The sequence below is a fragment of the Amycolatopsis sp. NPDC004772 genome (assembly GCF_053601215.1).
Genome location: NZ_JBSGBK010000132.1, coordinates 1 through 16077 on the forward strand (window position 1 = coordinate 1; position 16077 = coordinate 16077).

Sequence of the window (16077 nt, forward strand, 5' to 3'; positions counted from 1 at the left end):
TCAGCGTTCGACTTGCATGTGTTAAGCACGCCGCCAGCGTTCGTCCTGAGCCAGGATCAAACTCTCCAACAATGTCTTCGAATTCAATCGAGGCAATTTTCTTGCTCTCAAAGGAAACCCCGACGAGGGGGTTTCAATATAAGCTCTACTGGCTTAGTTCACTAGCACACTGTTGAGTTCTCAAGCAACACACTTCGGACCGCCGCGCCGCGAAGGCGCCTTGGTCTTCGGCTTTTGTTTCAAGCTTTGTTCCAGGGATACCACCCTGGTTCGGGACCACCCACTCTACCACGATCGTGGGAGCTTGGTTCGTGTTCCCGGCGGCCGCTCGGTTTCCCTGGCGACTTGGAGAACTTTACATGCCCCCGAAACCCCCTTGCACAGGGGGGTACCTTTTTTCGCGCCAGGCCTCTGACCTGCACCGATACGGCCGCCACGGCGGGGAGACGGCCCCGACGCCCGGTGCGCCGCTCAAGCCGGCCGGGGAGACCGGTGCGCCGCTCGGGCCGACAGCGGGGGCCGGTGGGCGGCCGCGGAGACCGGCGCTCCCTCAGGCCGAACGCGGAGACCGGTTGCGCCGATCAAGCCAGCCCCAGCAACCGGTGCCCCTTAGACCACCGCGGACGCCGTTGCGCCACAGGCCAGCCCGGAGGCCGGTGGCCCCTCAAGCCCGGCCGCGGACCCACGGCGCGCCCGTCAGACCGGCCGCGGCGACCCAGCGCCTCAAGCCGGCCGCGGGGAGCCGTGCGTTGCGATGACCGTCACCACCACCAGTGCCGCCGTCAGGCCGGCCGCCGCGTGGATCGGGGCCGGTGTGAACGAGGCCGCCAGGACCAGCGCCGCCGTTGCCGGGAAGCCGATGGCGATCGGGCGGCACTCGTTCGTCGGCCCTATGTGCAGCAACCACACGCTCAGCAGGAACACCGCCACCGGCACCGTGGTCGGCAATGCCGCCGCCACTCCGCCGAGGTGCGATGTCCCCGTGTCGTACGCCACCGCCACCTCGAGGCCCGCGCCGACCGCCGCCGCGGAGGCGAAGATGAAGTAGTGGCCGTAGCCCCAGCTCATCGAGGTGAACATGCCCGGGCGGCGGACCAGCCGGGCGTGTCCCGGCCGGTCGAAGTACAGCCACCACATCGAGAACACGAGCACCAGGCCGGCCGCGGCCAGTGACACCAGCGCTCCGATGTGCCCGGGCTCGGCCGTTCCCTCCTTGATCGCGTTGGTCGCGCTCAGGATCGTCTCGCCGAGCACGATCAGCGTGAACAGGCCGTACCGCTCGGCGATGTGGTGGGGGTGCCACGTCGTCCCCCCGCGGCTCTCGGCCCACACCGGCACGGCGAGCTCCGCCAGCACCAGCACGACGAACGCGACGGCGCCCGCCGTCCCCGGCACCCACAGCCGCGCGATCCACAGCACCTGGACCACCACGATCCCGGCGGCGTAGCGCAGCGCGGCCGGACGGCACTCCGGCTCCGACCGCGCCGCGCGCAGCCACTGGACCACCATCGCCAGGCGCATCAGGACGTACCCGGCGACGATCACCCGGAAGTCGCCCTCGAACGCGGTGGACACCCCGGCCGCGATGGTCAGCCCGCCGGCGATCTGCAGGAGCGTGGCCAGCCGGTACGGGACGTCGTCGGTGTCGAACGCCGAGGCGAACCAGCTGAAGTTGAGCCAGCCCCACCAGATCGCGAAGAACACCATCGCGAACGACGTCACGCCGTGCGCGGCGTGCCCCTCCGCGAGCGCGTGGTGCAACGCCGCCGCGGCCTGGCCGACGGCGACCACGAAACACAGGTCGAAGAGCAGTTCCAGCGGAGTCGCGACGCGGTGGTGCTCACCGCGGTCGCGGGAGCGCATCGGCCGGTACCAGACCCGGGTCCCGGACGGCTGTTCGGTCATCGGGACTCCCCCGCGTCGGCCTCGGACGGACGCGATCATCCCAGCACGAGCAGCGCGGGAGCGGCGAGCACGACACGGGTGAAGAAGACGGACGGGCCCGGTTCCCCCTCACCCGGGCCCGCCCGCCGCCGTCACGCGCCGGCGGGCACCGATGGGCAGCCCTTCCGCGAGTGCCGGACGGTCCCCCGCGGACGCCGACACCCACTGGACGGAAGGTGACCGAGTGTGTCCATTCCCTCGAACTCCGGACGCCTCGATCGCTCAAGCCGGTCACCCCATCCCCGGGTGGCCGACTGATTGCCACTGTCGGTAGCCGAAGCCGCGCAGTGAAGGCTCCATAAGATCTACCCGGTCGCTCTCCGTAGCACCAGTGTCTTTCCCCGCTCGTCACTCGGATGGAGCATCGCGAATCTGCGGAAAGTAGTGTCCTAACCCCGGTGGACGTCCGCGGCGGACGTCTCGGCCTTCCGGGCTTCCCGCTCTTGCTCGGACGCCCGGTGCCGCCGCGCCCGGAGCTCGGCGACCGCGAGGGCGAGCGCGCCGCACGTCAGGACGGCCGCACAGCCGAGCGCGACGGTGAGCGCCACGGGATAGCCGCGGCCGAGGACCAGGCCGAAGACCGACGCGAGCACCGCGGTGCCGATCGCCGTGCCGATCCGCTGCCCGGTCTGCAGCGCGCCGCCGGCGACCCCGGCCATCCGGACCGGCACGCACTCGAGCGTCAAGGTCGTGTTCGGCGAGATCACCATCCCGCCGCCCACGCCCGCGAACAGCAGCGGCAGCGCGAACGCCCACCCGGACGCCGACGGCGGGACCAGCTCGGCGAGCAGCGCGACACCCAGCAGCCCGGCGGCGACCATGGCCAGCCCGGTCACGGTGAGGCGGCGGCCGTAGCGGGGCACGAGCCGCCCGGCGACCGCGGCCGACACCGCCGACCCGAGCGCGAACGGCGTCACCGACAGGCCCGACTGCAGCGGCGAATAGCCGAGGCCCTGCTGGAAGTACATCGCGAAGACCAGCCAGATCCCGGCGAAGCCGCAGAAGTAGAGCGCACCGACCGCCGCGCCGGCCGCGTAGCCGGGGGTGCCGGTGAACAGGCGGGTGTCCAGCAGCGGCGACCGCCCGCGCCGGACCACCGAGTGCTCCCAGCGCACGAACACGACCCCGAAGACGAGCGCGACGGGGAACAGCCACCACAGCCGGGCGAGACCGCCCTGGTCGGATTCGACGACCGGGAGCAGCACGCCGAGGACGGCCACGGCCAGCAGCCCGATCCCGACGAAGTCGATCTCCGACCGGACCCGGAGCTGTTTCTTCTCACTCCGCGGCAGCAGCCGCAGGGCCAGGGCGAACGCCAGGACGCCGATCGGGACGTTGACGTAGAACACCCAGCGCCAGCCGTCCTCGGCGCCGAAGAGCGCGATGATGGCGCCCCCGAGGATCGGCCCGACCGCCGTGGAGATCCCGACGACCGCGCCGAACATCCCGAACGCGCGGCCGCGCTCGGCGCCGCGGAAGAGGTCCTGGATCAGGCCGGTGTTCTGCGGGGTCAGCATGCCCGCCGCGACCCCCTGGGCGAGCCGCGCGATGACCAGCGTGAGCTCGTTCGGGGCCGCGCCGGCCAGCGCGCTGGTGAGGACGAACGCGGCGAGGGCGCCGAGGAACATGTTCCGCCGGCCGAACGCGTCCCCGAGGCGGCCGCCGGTGACCAGCACCAGGCCGAACGCCAGCGCGTAGCCGGAGACGACCCAGCGGATCCCGCCGCTGCTCGCGTGCAGGCCGGCCTGCATCGAGGGGAGGGCGACGTTGACGATGCTGACGTCGAGCAAGCCCATGAACCCGGCCGTCAGCGAGACGGCAAGCGCTTTCCAGCGGCGGGGGTCGGGTTCGTACGTCATCCTGTCCAGCAAACACGAAAGGCGGGATCCGCGCGCGCTGTGCGCCCGGATCCCGCCCCGAGGAACGTCACGTCGACGCGGTGATCCCGCGGATGCCCTTCAGCTCGCCGATCAGCATCGAGCTGACCTTCACCGGGTAGTCGTAGAGCGCGAAGACCGTCTGGTTCTTGCCCACCAGCTTGAGGTGCACCGGGGTCTCCCCCTTGTGGGCGAGCAGCGTCGACCGCAGCTCGCTCACCACCGACTGGTCGATCTTCTCCGCCGCGGCCAGCAGGACCAGCGGCGGCTCGTCGTCGCCGTTGCCGGTGCCGACCTCGGACAGGTCCAGTGTGGCCAGGCCGCCGCCGAAGACCGACATCTTGTCCTCGCGCCAGTTCACCCGGCCCTTGACCAGCACCGCGTTGTCCTCGATCAGCTCACTCGCGAACAGCGCGTACGACTTCGGGAAGAACAGGACCTCGAGCGAGGCGTCCATGTCCTCCACCGTGCAGATCGCCCAGGGTTCGCCCTTCTTGTTGACCCGCCGCTCGAGGGAGGTGATCAGCCCGGAGATCACGAGCTCGCCTTCCTTCGGCGGGTCGTTGAGGATGCTCGCGATCGGCTTGGGCGCGTGCTTGCGCAGGATCCGCTCGGCGCCGTCCAGCGGGTGCGCCGAGACGTACAGGCCGAGCATCTCGCGCTCGTAGGCGAGCAGCTGCTTGCGCGGGTACTCCTCCTCGCCGAACTTCAGGTGCGCGAGCGGGGACGACGACGGCGCCGCCTCCCCCTCGTCGCCACCGAAGCCGAACAGGTCGAACTGGCCCATCGCCTCCTGGCGCTTGAGCGGGACGACCGCTTCGACCGCGTCTTCGTGGACCTGGATCATCGACAGCCGCGTGTGGCCGAGCGAGTCGAACCCGCCCGCCTTGATCAGCGACTCGATCACCCGCTTGTTGCAGGCCACGAGCTCGGACTTGTCGAGGAAGTCGGTGAAGGACGCGTACTTGCCCTTCTCCTCGCGGGTCTTGATGATCGACTCGACGACGTTCGCGCCGACGTTGCGGACGGCACCCAGCCCGAAGCGGATGTCGTCCCCGACGGCCGCGAACCGCAGGGCCGATTCGTTGACGTCCGGCGGGAGCACCTTGATGCCGAGGCGGCGGCACTCGGACAGGTAGACCGCCGACTTGTCCTTGTTGTCACCCACCGAGGTGAGCAGGGCGGCCATGTACTCGGGCGTGAAGTTCGCCTTGAGGTACGCGGTCCAGTAGGAGACCAGGCCGTACGCGGCCGCGTGGCTCTTGTTGAACGCGTAGCCGGCGAACGGGAGGATCGTGTCCCAGAGCGCCTTGACGGCTTCGGCGGAGAACCCGCCCGGGACCAGGTCACTGGCCTTCATCCCGGCTTCGAAGCCCTCGTACTCGAGGTCGAGGACTTCCTTCTTCTTCTTGCCCATCGCGCGGCGCAGAACATCTGCCCGCCCCATCGTGTACCCGGCCACCTTCTGGCCGATGTGCATGATCTGCTCTTGGTACACGATCAGGCCGTAGGTGTCGGCCAGGATCTCCCGCAGCGGCTCGTCGAGCTCCGGGTGGATCGGCTTGACCTTCTGCCGGTTGTTCTTCCGGTCGGCGTAGTCGTTGTGCGCGTTCATGCCCATCGGGCCGGGGCGGTAGAGCGCGCCGACCGCGACGATGTCGTCGAACACCGTGGGCTCCATGCGGCGGAGCAGGTCGCGCATGGGCCCGCCGTCCAGCTGGAACACGCCGAGCGTGTCGCCGCGGGCGAGCAGTTTGTAGGTCTCCGGGTCCTCGACGCCCAGGGTGTCGAGGTCGATGTCGATCCCGCGGTTGGCCTTGATGTTGTCGATCGCGTCACCGATGACGGTGAGGTTCCGCAGGCCCAGGAAGTCCATCTTCAGCAGGCCGATGGCCTCGCACGACGGGTAGTCCCAGCCGGTGATGATCGAGCCGTCGTCGCGCTGCCAGAGCGGGATCGCGTCGGTCAGCGGGTCGCACGACATGATGACCGCGCAGGCGTGCACGCCCGCGTTGCGGATCAGGCCTTCGAGGCCACGGGCGGTCTCGAAGATCGTCTTGCACTCTTCGTCGGTCTCGACCAGCGCGCGGACCTCGGCGGCCTCGCCGTAGCGCTCGTGCTTGTTGTCGACGATGCCCGAGAGCGGGATGTCCTTCGCCATGATCGGCGGCGGCAGCGCCTTGGAGATCTTGTCCGCGATCGCGTACCCGGGCTGGCCGAAGTGGACGCGCGCGGAGTCCTTGATCGCCGCTTTGGTCTTGATGGTGCCGAAGGTGATGACCTGGGCGACCTTGTCCGCGCCGTACTTCTCGGTGGCGTACCGGATCATCTCGCCGCGCCGGCGGTCGTCGAAGTCGATGTCGATGTCGGGCATCGAGACGCGCTCGGGGTTGAGGAACCGCTCGAACAGCAGCTTCTGCGGGATCGGGTCCAGGTTCGTGATGCCGAGGACGTACGCGACCAGCGAGCCGGCGGCCGAACCACGGCCGGGGCCGACCCGGATGCCGACGCGGCGGGCGTAGCTGATGAGGTCGGCGACGATCAGGAAGTAGGCCGGGAAGCCCTTCCCGATGATGACGTCGAGCTCGATCTCGATGCGCTCGTTGTAGTACTCGTCCGGCACGCCGTCCGGGAAGCGCCACTTCAGGCCGCGCTGGACCTCTTCGCGCAGCCAGCTGCCCTGGTCGTAGCCCTCCGGCACCTCGAAGAACGGCAGCCGGTCCTTGTGCGCGTACACCTCTTCGTAGGACTCGACGCGCTCGGCGATCATCAGCGTCGTGTCGGCCGCGCCCGGGACCTCCTTGTCCCAGTATTCGCGCATCTCGGCGGCGGACTTGAGGTAGTAGCCGTCGCCGTCGAACTTGAACCGGGTCGGGTCGTTGAGGGTCTTGCCGGCCTGGACGCACAGCAGCGCCGAGTGCGTGTCCGCCTGGTCCTTGGTGACGTAGTGCGAGTCGTTGGTGGCGATCGGCTTGAGGTCGAGCAGCCGGCCGATCTCCAGGAGGCCCTCGCGGACCGACCGCTCGATCGGCAGGCCGTGGTCCATCAGCTCGAGGAAGAAGTTGTCGGCGCCGAAGATGTCCTTGTAGTCGGACGCGGCCTGGATGGCCTCCTCGCGCTGGCCCAGCCGCAGCCGGGTCTGCACCTCGCCGGACGGGCAGCCGGTGGTGGCGATGATCCCCGAGTGGTTCTCGGAGATCAGCTCGCGGTCCATCCGGGGCTTGCGGTAGTAGCCCTGCATGCTGGCCAGCGAGGACAGCTTGAAGAGGTTCCGCAGGCCGGTCGCGTTCGAGGCGAGCATGGTCATGTGCGTGTACGCACCGCCACCGGAGACGTCGCCGCCCTCACCGAACTCGTCCGAGCCGCGCTGGTTGGCCTGGCCCCAGAAGACGGGCTTCTTGTGGAACCGGCTCTCCGGCGCGATGTAGGCCTCGATGCCGATGATCGGCTTGATCCCGGCCTTCTTGGACTGCTGGTAGAACTCGTCGCCGCCGTACATGTTGCCGTGGTCGGTCATGCCGACCGCGGGCATGCCCAGACGCGCGGCCTCCGCGAAGAGGGGGGCGATCTTCGCCGCACCGTCGAGCATCGAGTACTCGGTGTGGACGTGCAGGTGGACGAAGGAATCGTTCGACACCAGCGAAAACCTCCCCTAGGTGGACCGGACCGGCGCGCGGCGGGTCTCCCACCTTATCCCGCACTCGCCGGGCTCGATTGTGCGCCTCGGCGGGGCCGCGGGAGTGCACCGACGCGCGGCTCCTTCGGGCGGAAACGATCACGACACGCGCCGCTGCCGACCGGTCACGCGCGGACGCCGGTCGTGAGTGGCAAGGCGGGTTAGAACCCGCCTTGCCACTCACGAGCGCCACGGTGAGGTGGGCCACAGTCACCGAACCTCGCGTTGACACCGGCGGCACCGGGACCGAGCATTCCCGCCATGAACCTGTCTGACAGCCAGACAGCCGGACAAGGTGGTCCTCGCCGGGTGAGCGCCATGGAAGCCGTGCTGGCCCACCTGCGCGCCTCGATCGAGCGCGGCGAGCACGCCGTCGGCGAGAAGCTCCCCTCCGAAGCGGCCCTGAGCAGGGAGTTCGAGGTCAGCCGCTCGGTGATCCGGGAGGCGCTGCGCGGTCTGCAGGCGCTCGGCATGACCGAGTCGAAGACCGGCAAGGGCACCTTCGTCACCGCGACCGGCCCGGCCGAAAACCCCACCTTCGGGCCCTACTCCGCCCGCGACCTCATCGAGGTCCGCCGGCACGTCGAGATCCCGGTCGCCGGGTACGCGGCCGTGCGGCGCGGCCAGGACGACCTCGACCTGCTCGCCCACCTGCTCGACCGGATGGACGCCGAGACCGACAACACCGCCTGGGTCGCGCTCGACTCGCTCTTCCACATCACCATCGCCCAGGCCTCGGGCAACCCGGTGTTCGGGAAGGTGATCGAGGAGATCCGGGACGCGCTCGCCCGCCAGTCCGCCTTCCTCAACCAGCTCGGCGACCGCCGCCGCCAGTCGAACATCGAGCACCGGGCGATCGTCAAGGCGATCGAGAGCCGCGTGGAGAGCGCCGCCGTCGCGGCCATGTCCGCGCACCTGGAGCACGTCGAAGCCACCCTCAATAGCATCGTGAACGGGGACCAGTGACCGAACAGACCCTCACGGGCACGACCGGCAACACCGCGGACGCGGGCGACGCCGGGTACAGCAAGGCCCTGAAGTCCCGGCACGTCAACATGATCGCCATCGGCGGCGCGATCGGCACCGGCCTGTTCCTCGGCGCCGGCGGGCGGCTCGCCCAGGCCGGCCCGGCGCTGGCGATCGTCTACGGCGTCTGCGGGCTCTTCGCCTTCTTCGTCGTCCGCGCGCTCGGCGAACTGATCCTGTACCGGCCCTCCAGCGGCGCGTTCGTCTCCTACGCCCGCGAGTTCATGGGCGAGAAGGGCGCGTACGTCGCCGGCTGGATGCACTTCCTCAACTGGTCGACCACCGGCATCGCCGACATCACGGCGATCGCGCTCTACGCGCACTTCTGGTCGTTCTTCTCGCCGATCCCGCAGTGGGTGCTCGCGCTGATCGCGCTGGCCGTCGTCCTGACGCTGAACATGGTGTCGGTGAAGCTGTTCGGCGAGATGGAGTTCTGGTTCGCCATCATCAAGGTCGCCGCGCTCGTGCTGTTCATGGTGATCGGCATCTTCCTGCTGGTGACGCAGACGCCGGTCGACGGCGTCGCGGGCGGTCCGCAGCTGATCGCCGACCACGGCGGGATCTTCCCGTCCGGGCTGCTGCCGATGGTGCTGATCGTGCAGGGCGTGGTGTTCGCCTACGCCTCGGTCGAGCTGGTCGGCGTGGCCGCGGGCGAGACCGAGAACCCGGAGAAGATCATGCCGAAGGCGATCAACTCCATCATGTGGCGCATCCTCGTCTTCTACGTCGGCTCGGTCGTGCTGCTGGCGATGCTGCTGCCGTGGAGCTCCTACACGAAGGACCAGAGCCCGTTCGTCACCGTGCTTTCGCACCTGGGCGTGCCCGCGGCGGACAGCGTGATGAACCTGGTCGTGCTCACCGCGGCGCTGTCCAGCCTGAACTCCGGCCTGTACTCGACCGGCCGGATCCTGCGGTCGATGGCAACGGCGGGCTCGGCGCCGAAGTTCACCGGCGTGATGAACCGCAACCACGTGCCCTACGGCGGGATCCTGCTCACCGCGGCCGTCTGCGTGCTCGGCGTCGGACTGAACTACCTGGTGCCGAAGGAGGCCTTCGACATCGTGCTGAACTTCGCCGCGATCGGCATCCTCGCCACCTGGGCCATCATCGTGCTCTGCCACCTGCTGTTCGTGCGCCGGGCCAAGCGCGACGGCCTCGAGCGGCCGTCCTTCCGGCTGCCGTTCTCGCCGTACACCGAGATCGCGACGCTGGTGTTCCTCGCCGCCGTCGTGGTGCTGATGGGCTTCGACGAGACCGGCCGGATCACCCTGCTCGCGCTGCCCGCCATCGCCGTCGCGCTGGTCGCCGGCTGGTTCGGCGTGCGCAAGCGGATCGACATGCGGGCGTTCGACGAGGAGGGCATGTGAGCCACGAACCCCTCGTCGAGCTGCTCCGCGACGGCCTGGTCGAGGGCGTCCACCACGGTTCGGCCGTGGTGCTCGCCCCGGACGGCTCGGCGCGGTTCGCCGCCGGGGACGTCGACTCCCCGATGTACCCGCGGTCGACGGCGAAGCCGCTGCAGGCGACCGCGATGGCGCGGCTCGGCCTGCGCCTGTCCCCCGCCGGGTTCGCGATCGCCGCGGCCAGCCACTCGGGCGAGGCCCTGCACCTCGACGCGGCTCTCGAGGTCCTCGACGGGCGCTCGCCCGACCTGCTCGGGAACCCCGCGGACTTTCCGTTCGACCCGGTCGAGCGGGACCGCTGGCTCGCCGCCGGGCGGGCGCCGAGCCGGCTCGGGCACAACTGCTCCGGCAAGCACGCGGCGATGCTCGCGACCTGCTCGCTGAACGGCTGGCCGGTCGACGGCTACCTCGACCCGGCCCACCCGCTGCAGCGCGCGATCGCCGCCACCGTCGAGGACCTGACCGGCCGGGGCATCGCCCGAGTGGCCGTCGACGGCTGCGGCGCGCCGCTCTTCGCGACGACGTTGCGCGGGCTCGCGACCGCGGTGTCGAAGATCGCGCTCGCCGCGCCGGACACGCCGGAAGGGCTGGTGGCCGCCGGGATCCGGCAGCACCCGGAGCTGGTCGGCGGCAGCCGCCGCGACGTCACCGCCGTCATGCGCGCGGTGCCGGGGCTGATCGCCAAGGACGGCTTCGAGGCCGTCCAGGTCGCCGCGCTGCCGGACGGCACGGCGATCGCGGTCAAGATCGCCGACGGCGGCGACCGGGCGCGCTACCCGGTGCTGGCCGCGCTGCTCGGGCTGTGCGGGATCGACGTCCCGCCCGGCCCGGACAACCTGCGTTTTTCCGGAAACCTGCCGGTGGGGAGCACCGTATGACCACCCGCCGCGAACACGATCTGCTCGGCGACAAGGACGTCCCCGCCGACGCGTACTGGGGCGTGCACACCGCCCGCGCCCGCGAGAACTTCCCGATCACGGGAACGACGCTCGCCGCCTACCCGCACCTGGTCGAGGCGCTGGCCTCGGTGAAGGAAGCCGCCGCGCGCGCCAACGCCGAGCTCGGCCTGCTCTCCCCCGGCATCGCGGACGCGATCGGCGCGGCCTGCCGGGAGATCCGCGAAGGCGCGCTGCACGGTGAGTTCGTCGTCGACGTCATCCAGGGCGGCGCCGGGACGTCGACCAACATGAACGCCAACGAGGTCATCGCCAACCGCGCCCTGGAACTGCTCGGGCACGCCAAGGGCGACTACCACGTCGTGCACCCCAACGAGCACGTCAACCTCGGGCAGTCGACGAACGACGCCTACCCGACCGCGGTCAACGTCGCGACGATCCTCGCCGTGCGCGAGCTGTCCGAGTCGATGGTCGTGCTGGAGAAGGCGTTCGCGGCCAAGGCCGTCGAGTTCCACGACGTGCTGAAGATGGGCCGCACGCAGCTGCAGGACGCCGTGCCGATGACGCTCGGCCAGGAGTTCGGCACATACGCGGTGATGCTCGGCGAGGACCGGCAGCGGCTGAACGAAGCCGTCGCCCTGCTGCACGAGATCAACCTCGGCGCGACCGCGATCGGCACCGGCCTCAACGCCGCACCCGGGTACGCCGAAGCCGCGTGCCGCCACCTGCGCGAGATCACCGGCCTGCCGGTCGTGACCGCCGCCGACCTGGTCGAGGCGACCCAGGACTGCGGCGCGTTCGTGCACCTGTCCGGTGTCCTGAAGCGGATAGCGGTCAAGCTGTCCAAGAGCTGCAACGACCTGCGGCTGCTGTCCTCGGGCCCGCGCGCCGGGCTGAACGAGATCAACCTGCCGCCGGTGCAGGCCGGGTCGTCGATCATGCCGGGCAAGATCAACCCGGTGATCCCCGAGGTGGTCAACCAGGTCGCGTTCGAGGTGATCGGCAACGACGTCACCGTGACGATGGCCGCCGAGGCCGGCCAGCTCCAGCTCAACGCGTTCGAGCCGATCATCCTGCACTCGCTGTCGGAGAGCATCACGCACCTGGGCGCGGCCTGCCGGACGCTGGCGTCGAAGTGCGTCGCCGGGATCACGGCGAACGTCGACGTCCTGCGCGCGTACGTGGAGAACTCGATCGGGCTGGTGACGGCGCTCAACCCGAGCATCGGTTACGCGGCCGCCACGGAGATCGCGAAGGAGGCCCTGGCCACCGGGCGCGGGGTCGCCGAGCTCGTCGTCGAGAAGGGCCTGATCCCGGCCGAGGAGCTGGCGAAGCTGCTGCGTCCGGAAACCCTCGCCCGCGCGAACTGAGGTACGGTCGGATCCGGAAGGATCTACTCCACTTCGGAAGGCGGGCGCCCGTGCTGGACCGACTTGTCGACAAGTTGCTCGGACTCCCCCGCGCCGAAGGACCGAAGCCGGTCGTGACGCGCGACCTCGCCGTGCCGATGCCCGACGGCGTCACGCTGCTCGCCGACCGGTACGCCCCGGCCGGGACGACGTCGGCGCCGGTGGTGCTGATCCGCACGCCGTACGGGCGCAAGGGCCTGGCGTCGAAGCTCTTCGGCGAGACGTTCGCCCGGCACGGGCTGCAGACGGTCGTCCAGAGCACCCGCGGCTCGTTCGGCTCCGGCGGCGAGTTCCGGCCCTTCCACCTCGAACGCGAGGACGGCATCGCCACCGCCGAGTGGCTGCGCGCGCAGCCGTGGTGCGACGGCACCCTCGGCACGGCCGGCGCCAGCTACCTCGGGCACACGCAGTGGGCGATCGGGCCGTACCTCGACCCGCCGCTCGCCGCGATGTGCCTCGGCGTGACGGCGTCGGAGTTCGTCTCGACGTTCTACCCGGGCGGCGTGCTGGCGGCGGACAACATGGTCTCCTGGTCGGCGATGATCGGCCGCCAAGAGGAGCGTTTCGCCGCGCTGCCGAACCCGCTGCAGACGCGGAAGACGCGCCGGGCGATGTCCTCGCTGCCGCTGAGCACCGCCGACGTGGCCGCGATCGGCAAGCCGGTGCGGTTCCTCCAGGACATCACCGGGCACTTCGCGCCCGGAGACGACTACTGGGCGATGTCCGACCACAGCGCCGCGGTGGCGGGACTCGACGTCCCGGTGTCGATGGTCACCGGCTGGTACGACCTGTTCATCGGCTCCCAGCTGCGCGACTTCCGGACCCTCGCCGACGCGGGCAAGGCGCCGCGGATCACGATCGGGCCGTGGGCGCACGGCGAGCCCGCGAGCATGGGCCCGATGCTCCGCGACCAGCTCGGCTTCCTGCGCGCGCACCTGCTCGGCGACCGGACGTACCTGCAGCGCTCGCCGGTCCGGTTGTTCCTGCAGGGCGCCGGGACGTGGCTGGACTTCGAGTCGTGGCCGCCGCCGTCGAAGGCGACCGAGGCGCACCTGCGGCCGATCGGCGGCCTCGGCGAGAGCTTCGGCGAACCGGCGCTGCCGACGACGTTCACCTACGACCCGGCCGACCCGACGCCCGCGGTCGGCGGCCCGCTGCTGACGGGCGAGTGGAAGCAGCGCGACAACCAGCAGGTCGAGGCCCGGCCGGACGTGCTGGTGTTCACCGGCGAGCCGCTGCCGTCGGACCTCGACGTCATCGGCGAAGTGTCGGCGACCGTGCACGTCCGCACCGAGCTGGGCCACGCCGACGTCTACGTCCGCCTCTGCGACGTCGACTCCGGCGGGGTTTCGCGCAACGTGACCGACGGGATCCTGCGCCTGCGCCCGGGCGTCCCGGCCGCGGACGCGGACGGCGTGGTGACGGCGGAGGTGACACTCGACCCGACGGCGTACCGCTTCCGCCGCGGCCACCGCCTGCGCGTCCAGATCGCGGGCGGCGCGTTCCCGCGGTTCGCGCGCAACCACGGAACGGACGAGCCGGTGACATCGGCGGTGACGGGGAAGCCGAACCGCTTCGAGGTGTTCCACGACGCGGCCCGGCCGTCCCGGCTCACGCTGCCGGTGTTCAGCAGCTGACGAGGCGCACCCACGGCCGGCGCAGCAGCGGCCAGGCGGCGAGGAAGAGCGCGGCGGCCGTCCAGACCGGCCAGCCCGCGGCCGCCCAGAGCCCGATCGCGCGGAGAGTGCCGGATTCGCCGATCGGCAGCCAGGCGGCGTGCGCGGCGAGCAGCAGCCAGCCCAGCTGGACCAGCCAGCCCAGCGGGTAGCACGCGATCGCGGCGAAGGCGGTGGCGCGCGGGCCCGCGCGCAGCAGCCGGCGGCGCAGCGCCATGGGCGGGTGAGTGAGCCTGGCAAGCACGCGGCCGCGGTGCGTGGCACCCAGCCGCATTGCCGGTCCGGCCGCGGCGACGTGGTCGGCGGCGAACTCGGCGCTCCACGAACCGGCGACGGGCAGCGTGATGGCGGCGAGCAGCAGCCCGAGCGCGTTGAGCAGCATCAGGCCCAGCCCGGTGAAGAGCTGCCCGGTGGAGGGCACGGCGCGAGCGAGGACGTCGGCGAACCACACCGCCCCCACCGGCACGACGACGGCCCAGGCGAACAGGGCGAACCAGTGCCGGACGAGGAAGGCGAGCGGGCTGGTGGCGCCGGCGAGGTAGGTGTCGCCCTGCCGGCAGTGGGCGAGTTCGTGCCGCACGACGGCTTCGGCGGCGGCGCGGTCCCGCCGCCAGAGCACGACGAGCGGGGCGAAGACGGCGAGCCGCGGCCGCCGGGGACGGCGGAGGTAGGCGAAGGCGAGCAGGTCGGTGCGCCGCGGGTTGGCCCGGACTTCGACACCGGGCAGCTGGGCCCGCGCGTAGCCGGCGATGGCGGCGAGGCTCGGGGTGCGGAGGTCGTCGCTCAGCCCGTACCGGCGCTCGACGAGCCGCCCGCGCACCCCGGCACCCGCCACGGTGACGACGGCGGCGAGCAACACGACAGCGGGCATGAGATCGACCAGCCCGGCCACGCGCAGGACGTCGCTGCCGGGGACGGTGGTGGCGGGGTTCGGGGTGACGCCGAGGAGGTCGAACAGGCTGTCCCGCCAGGTCGGGAGCTGCCGGGGCACGGTCCAGCACAGGGCGGTGAGGAACCAGAAGAGCAGCCAGGGCGGCGCCGGCGACCGGGGTGGGGTGAGGGTTTGCCGGAGTGGCGTGGATACGCCCTGCCGAGCGTCGCCGCCGGTCATCGGCTCGGGTTCTCCGGTGGGGCCGCGGCCAGGTAGGCCCGGGTGCCCGCGCCGTCCTTGATCAGGGCCCGGACGATGCGGAACGTCAGGACCTCGCTGTCGGTCTCCGGCACCCCCGCCGCCTTCAGCTCGGCGCTGATCGCGTCGATCAGGTGGTTCAGCTCGGGCAGCCCCGGCGCCTGCGGTTCCGCGGCCGGGACCTGCTTCGCGCGGCGGCGGTCCCACAGGTCGCCGAGGTTCTTCAGCAGCGTCGAGACGCTGCTCGCGTTGCCGCCCAGCGCCGTCCAGATCGCGTGGCCCGCCAGCGTCACCGTCGCCAGCACGTGCGGGAACAGCACGATCGGCGCGGTCACGTCGAAGCCGCCCGGTGCCGCGTTCGTGCGCGCGAACAGCTCCCGCCGGGCCGCGCCGCCCGCCAGGTACGCCGCCGTCACCGCCGGAACCAGTTCCGCCTCGTCCGGTGCCACCTCCGCCGCCAGCCGCACCGCCCAGCCGATGACCTCGTCGCTCACCCGTCCCGCCCCTCTATGCGAACGCTTCGTGGAACTCCACCTCGTACGGGCCGGGCACGAACGGCCCGCCGAGCCCCAGCTCGACCACCACCGTCGCGCCGGGGTCGACCGCCGATCGTGCCTGGCCGAACAGCTCCGCCACCTTCGCGCCGCCGGCGAAGAGGGTCAGCCGGAACAATCCCGTCCGCGGCCGGTCCGCCCGGTTCGTCACCGTGATCTCGCCGGTGAAGAACCCGGTGCCGTCGTCACCCAGCCGAGCGCCGCTCAGGTCCCACTGCCGGTCGCTCCCCCGCGCCGCGACGTCCACCGCGGACGGCGGCGGCGGGACCTCGGGCACCGGCGCGGCCGGCCGGCTCAGGAAGAGGACGAATCCGAGCAGCAGCGAGCCCGCGACCACCGCGAGCGCGTGCACTCCCGCGCGACGGACAACGCCCGGCACCTACCCTCCACAGTGGAGGGACGCCCCGCCCGGGGGGGGGGCCCCGGAGCCCGGGGGGGGGGCCCGCCCCGCCAACCACCCCCCCCCCCACACCCCCCCCGCCCCCGC

The 16077-nt window shown here is 71.2% G+C and carries 11 protein-coding genes and 1 rRNA gene; 5 read left to right on the top strand and 7 right to left on the bottom strand.

Going from position 1 to position 16077, the window contains the following annotated elements:
* From ACWEF6_RS40610 to dnaE, 4 genes are all read right to left on the bottom strand, one after another.
* Nucleotides 1-72 (bottom strand): 16S ribosomal RNA (locus tag ACWEF6_RS40610); the annotation flags it as partial.
* A gap of 651 nt (nt 73-723) precedes the next feature.
* The gene (locus ACWEF6_RS40615) at nt 724-1905 is read right to left on the bottom strand and encodes a low temperature requirement protein A (protein ID WP_449687831.1); all 1182 of its coding nucleotides are present in this window, start codon (nt 1903-1905) and stop codon (nt 724-726) included.
* A 428-nt stretch (nt 1906-2333) separates the two neighbouring features.
* A complete protein-coding gene (locus ACWEF6_RS40620; protein WP_449687832.1) occupies nt 2334-3803 on the bottom strand; it encodes an MFS transporter in 1470 nt (489 codons plus the stop codon).
* 67 nt (nt 3804-3870) lie between these two features.
* Entirely contained in the window at nt 3871-7458 is a 3588-nt protein-coding gene (dnaE, locus tag ACWEF6_RS40625; RefSeq protein ID WP_449687833.1) for a DNA polymerase III subunit alpha, read from the bottom strand.
* A gap of 357 nt (nt 7459-7815) precedes the next feature.
* Between dnaE and ACWEF6_RS40630 the strand changes: the two genes are divergently transcribed.
* From ACWEF6_RS40630 to ACWEF6_RS40650, 5 genes are read left to right on the top strand one after another with little or no spacing between them, the layout of a single operon-like run.
* Complete coding sequence (locus tag ACWEF6_RS40630) at nt 7816-8463, top strand: FadR/GntR family transcriptional regulator (protein WP_449687839.1); 648 nt, start codon at nt 7816-7818, stop codon at nt 8461-8463.
* The gene (locus ACWEF6_RS40635) at nt 8460-9890 is read left to right on the top strand and encodes an amino acid permease (RefSeq protein WP_449687834.1); all 1431 of its coding nucleotides are present in this window, start codon (nt 8460-8462) and stop codon (nt 9888-9890) included. Before ACWEF6_RS40630 ends, ACWEF6_RS40635 begins: the two co-directional genes overlap by 4 nt.
* Nucleotides 9887-10804: an asparaginase gene (locus ACWEF6_RS40640; RefSeq protein WP_449687835.1), complete on the top strand. Its 918-nt coding sequence runs from the start codon at nt 9887-9889 to the stop codon at nt 10802-10804. The genes ACWEF6_RS40635 and ACWEF6_RS40640 overlap by 4 nt, the downstream gene beginning before the upstream one ends.
* Nucleotides 10801-12192, top strand: coding sequence for an aspartate ammonia-lyase (gene aspA, locus ACWEF6_RS40645; RefSeq protein ID WP_449687836.1), 1392 nt, complete (start codon nt 10801-10803; stop codon nt 12190-12192). The genes ACWEF6_RS40640 and aspA overlap by 4 nt, the downstream gene beginning before the upstream one ends.
* Before the next feature lie 50 nt (nt 12193-12242).
* The gene (locus ACWEF6_RS40650; RefSeq protein WP_449687837.1) at nt 12243-13868 is read left to right on the top strand and encodes a CocE/NonD family hydrolase; all 1626 of its coding nucleotides are present in this window, start codon (nt 12243-12245) and stop codon (nt 13866-13868) included.
* Here ACWEF6_RS40650 and ACWEF6_RS40655 read toward each other — a convergent pair.
* From ACWEF6_RS40655 to ACWEF6_RS40665, 3 genes are read right to left on the bottom strand one after another with little or no spacing between them, the layout of a single operon-like run.
* The gene (locus ACWEF6_RS40655; protein ID WP_449687838.1) at nt 13858-15018 is read right to left on the bottom strand and encodes a hypothetical protein; all 1161 of its coding nucleotides are present in this window, start codon (nt 15016-15018) and stop codon (nt 13858-13860) included. The two genes, ACWEF6_RS40650 and ACWEF6_RS40655, sit on opposite strands and share 11 nt — an antisense overlap.
* Nucleotides 15015-15530 carry a hypothetical protein gene (locus ACWEF6_RS40660; RefSeq protein ID WP_310974230.1) on the bottom strand — a complete coding sequence of 172 codons (516 nt, stop codon included), beginning with the start codon at nt 15528-15530 and terminating at the stop codon, nt 15015-15017. The genes ACWEF6_RS40655 and ACWEF6_RS40660 overlap by 4 nt, the downstream gene beginning before the upstream one ends.
* 13 nt (nt 15531-15543) lie before the next feature.
* Complete coding sequence (locus tag ACWEF6_RS40665) at nt 15544-15969, bottom strand: hypothetical protein (RefSeq protein ID WP_449680738.1); 426 nt, start codon at nt 15967-15969, stop codon at nt 15544-15546.
* Nucleotides 15970-16077: the final 108 nt, after the last annotated feature.

Bases quoted from the DNA above. Each gene is read 5' to 3' on its own strand.
- ACWEF6_RS40615 (WP_449687831.1), bottom strand. From the start codon at position 1,905: ATGACCGAACAGCCGTCCGGGACCCGGGTCTGGTACCGGCCGATGCGC.
- ACWEF6_RS40620 (WP_449687832.1), bottom strand. From the start codon at position 3,803: ATGACGTACGAACCCGACCCCCGCCGCTGGAAAGCGCTTGCCGTCTCG.
- ACWEF6_RS40630 (WP_449687839.1), top strand. From the start codon at position 7,816: ATGGAAGCCGTGCTGGCCCACCTGCGCGCCTCGATCGAGCGCGGCGAG.
- aspA (WP_449687836.1), top strand. From the start codon at position 10,801: ATGACCACCCGCCGCGAACACGATCTGCTCGGCGACAAGGACGTCCCC.
- ACWEF6_RS40655 (WP_449687838.1), bottom strand. From the start codon at position 15,018: ATGACCGGCGGCGACGCTCGGCAGGGCGTATCCACGCCACTCCGGCAA.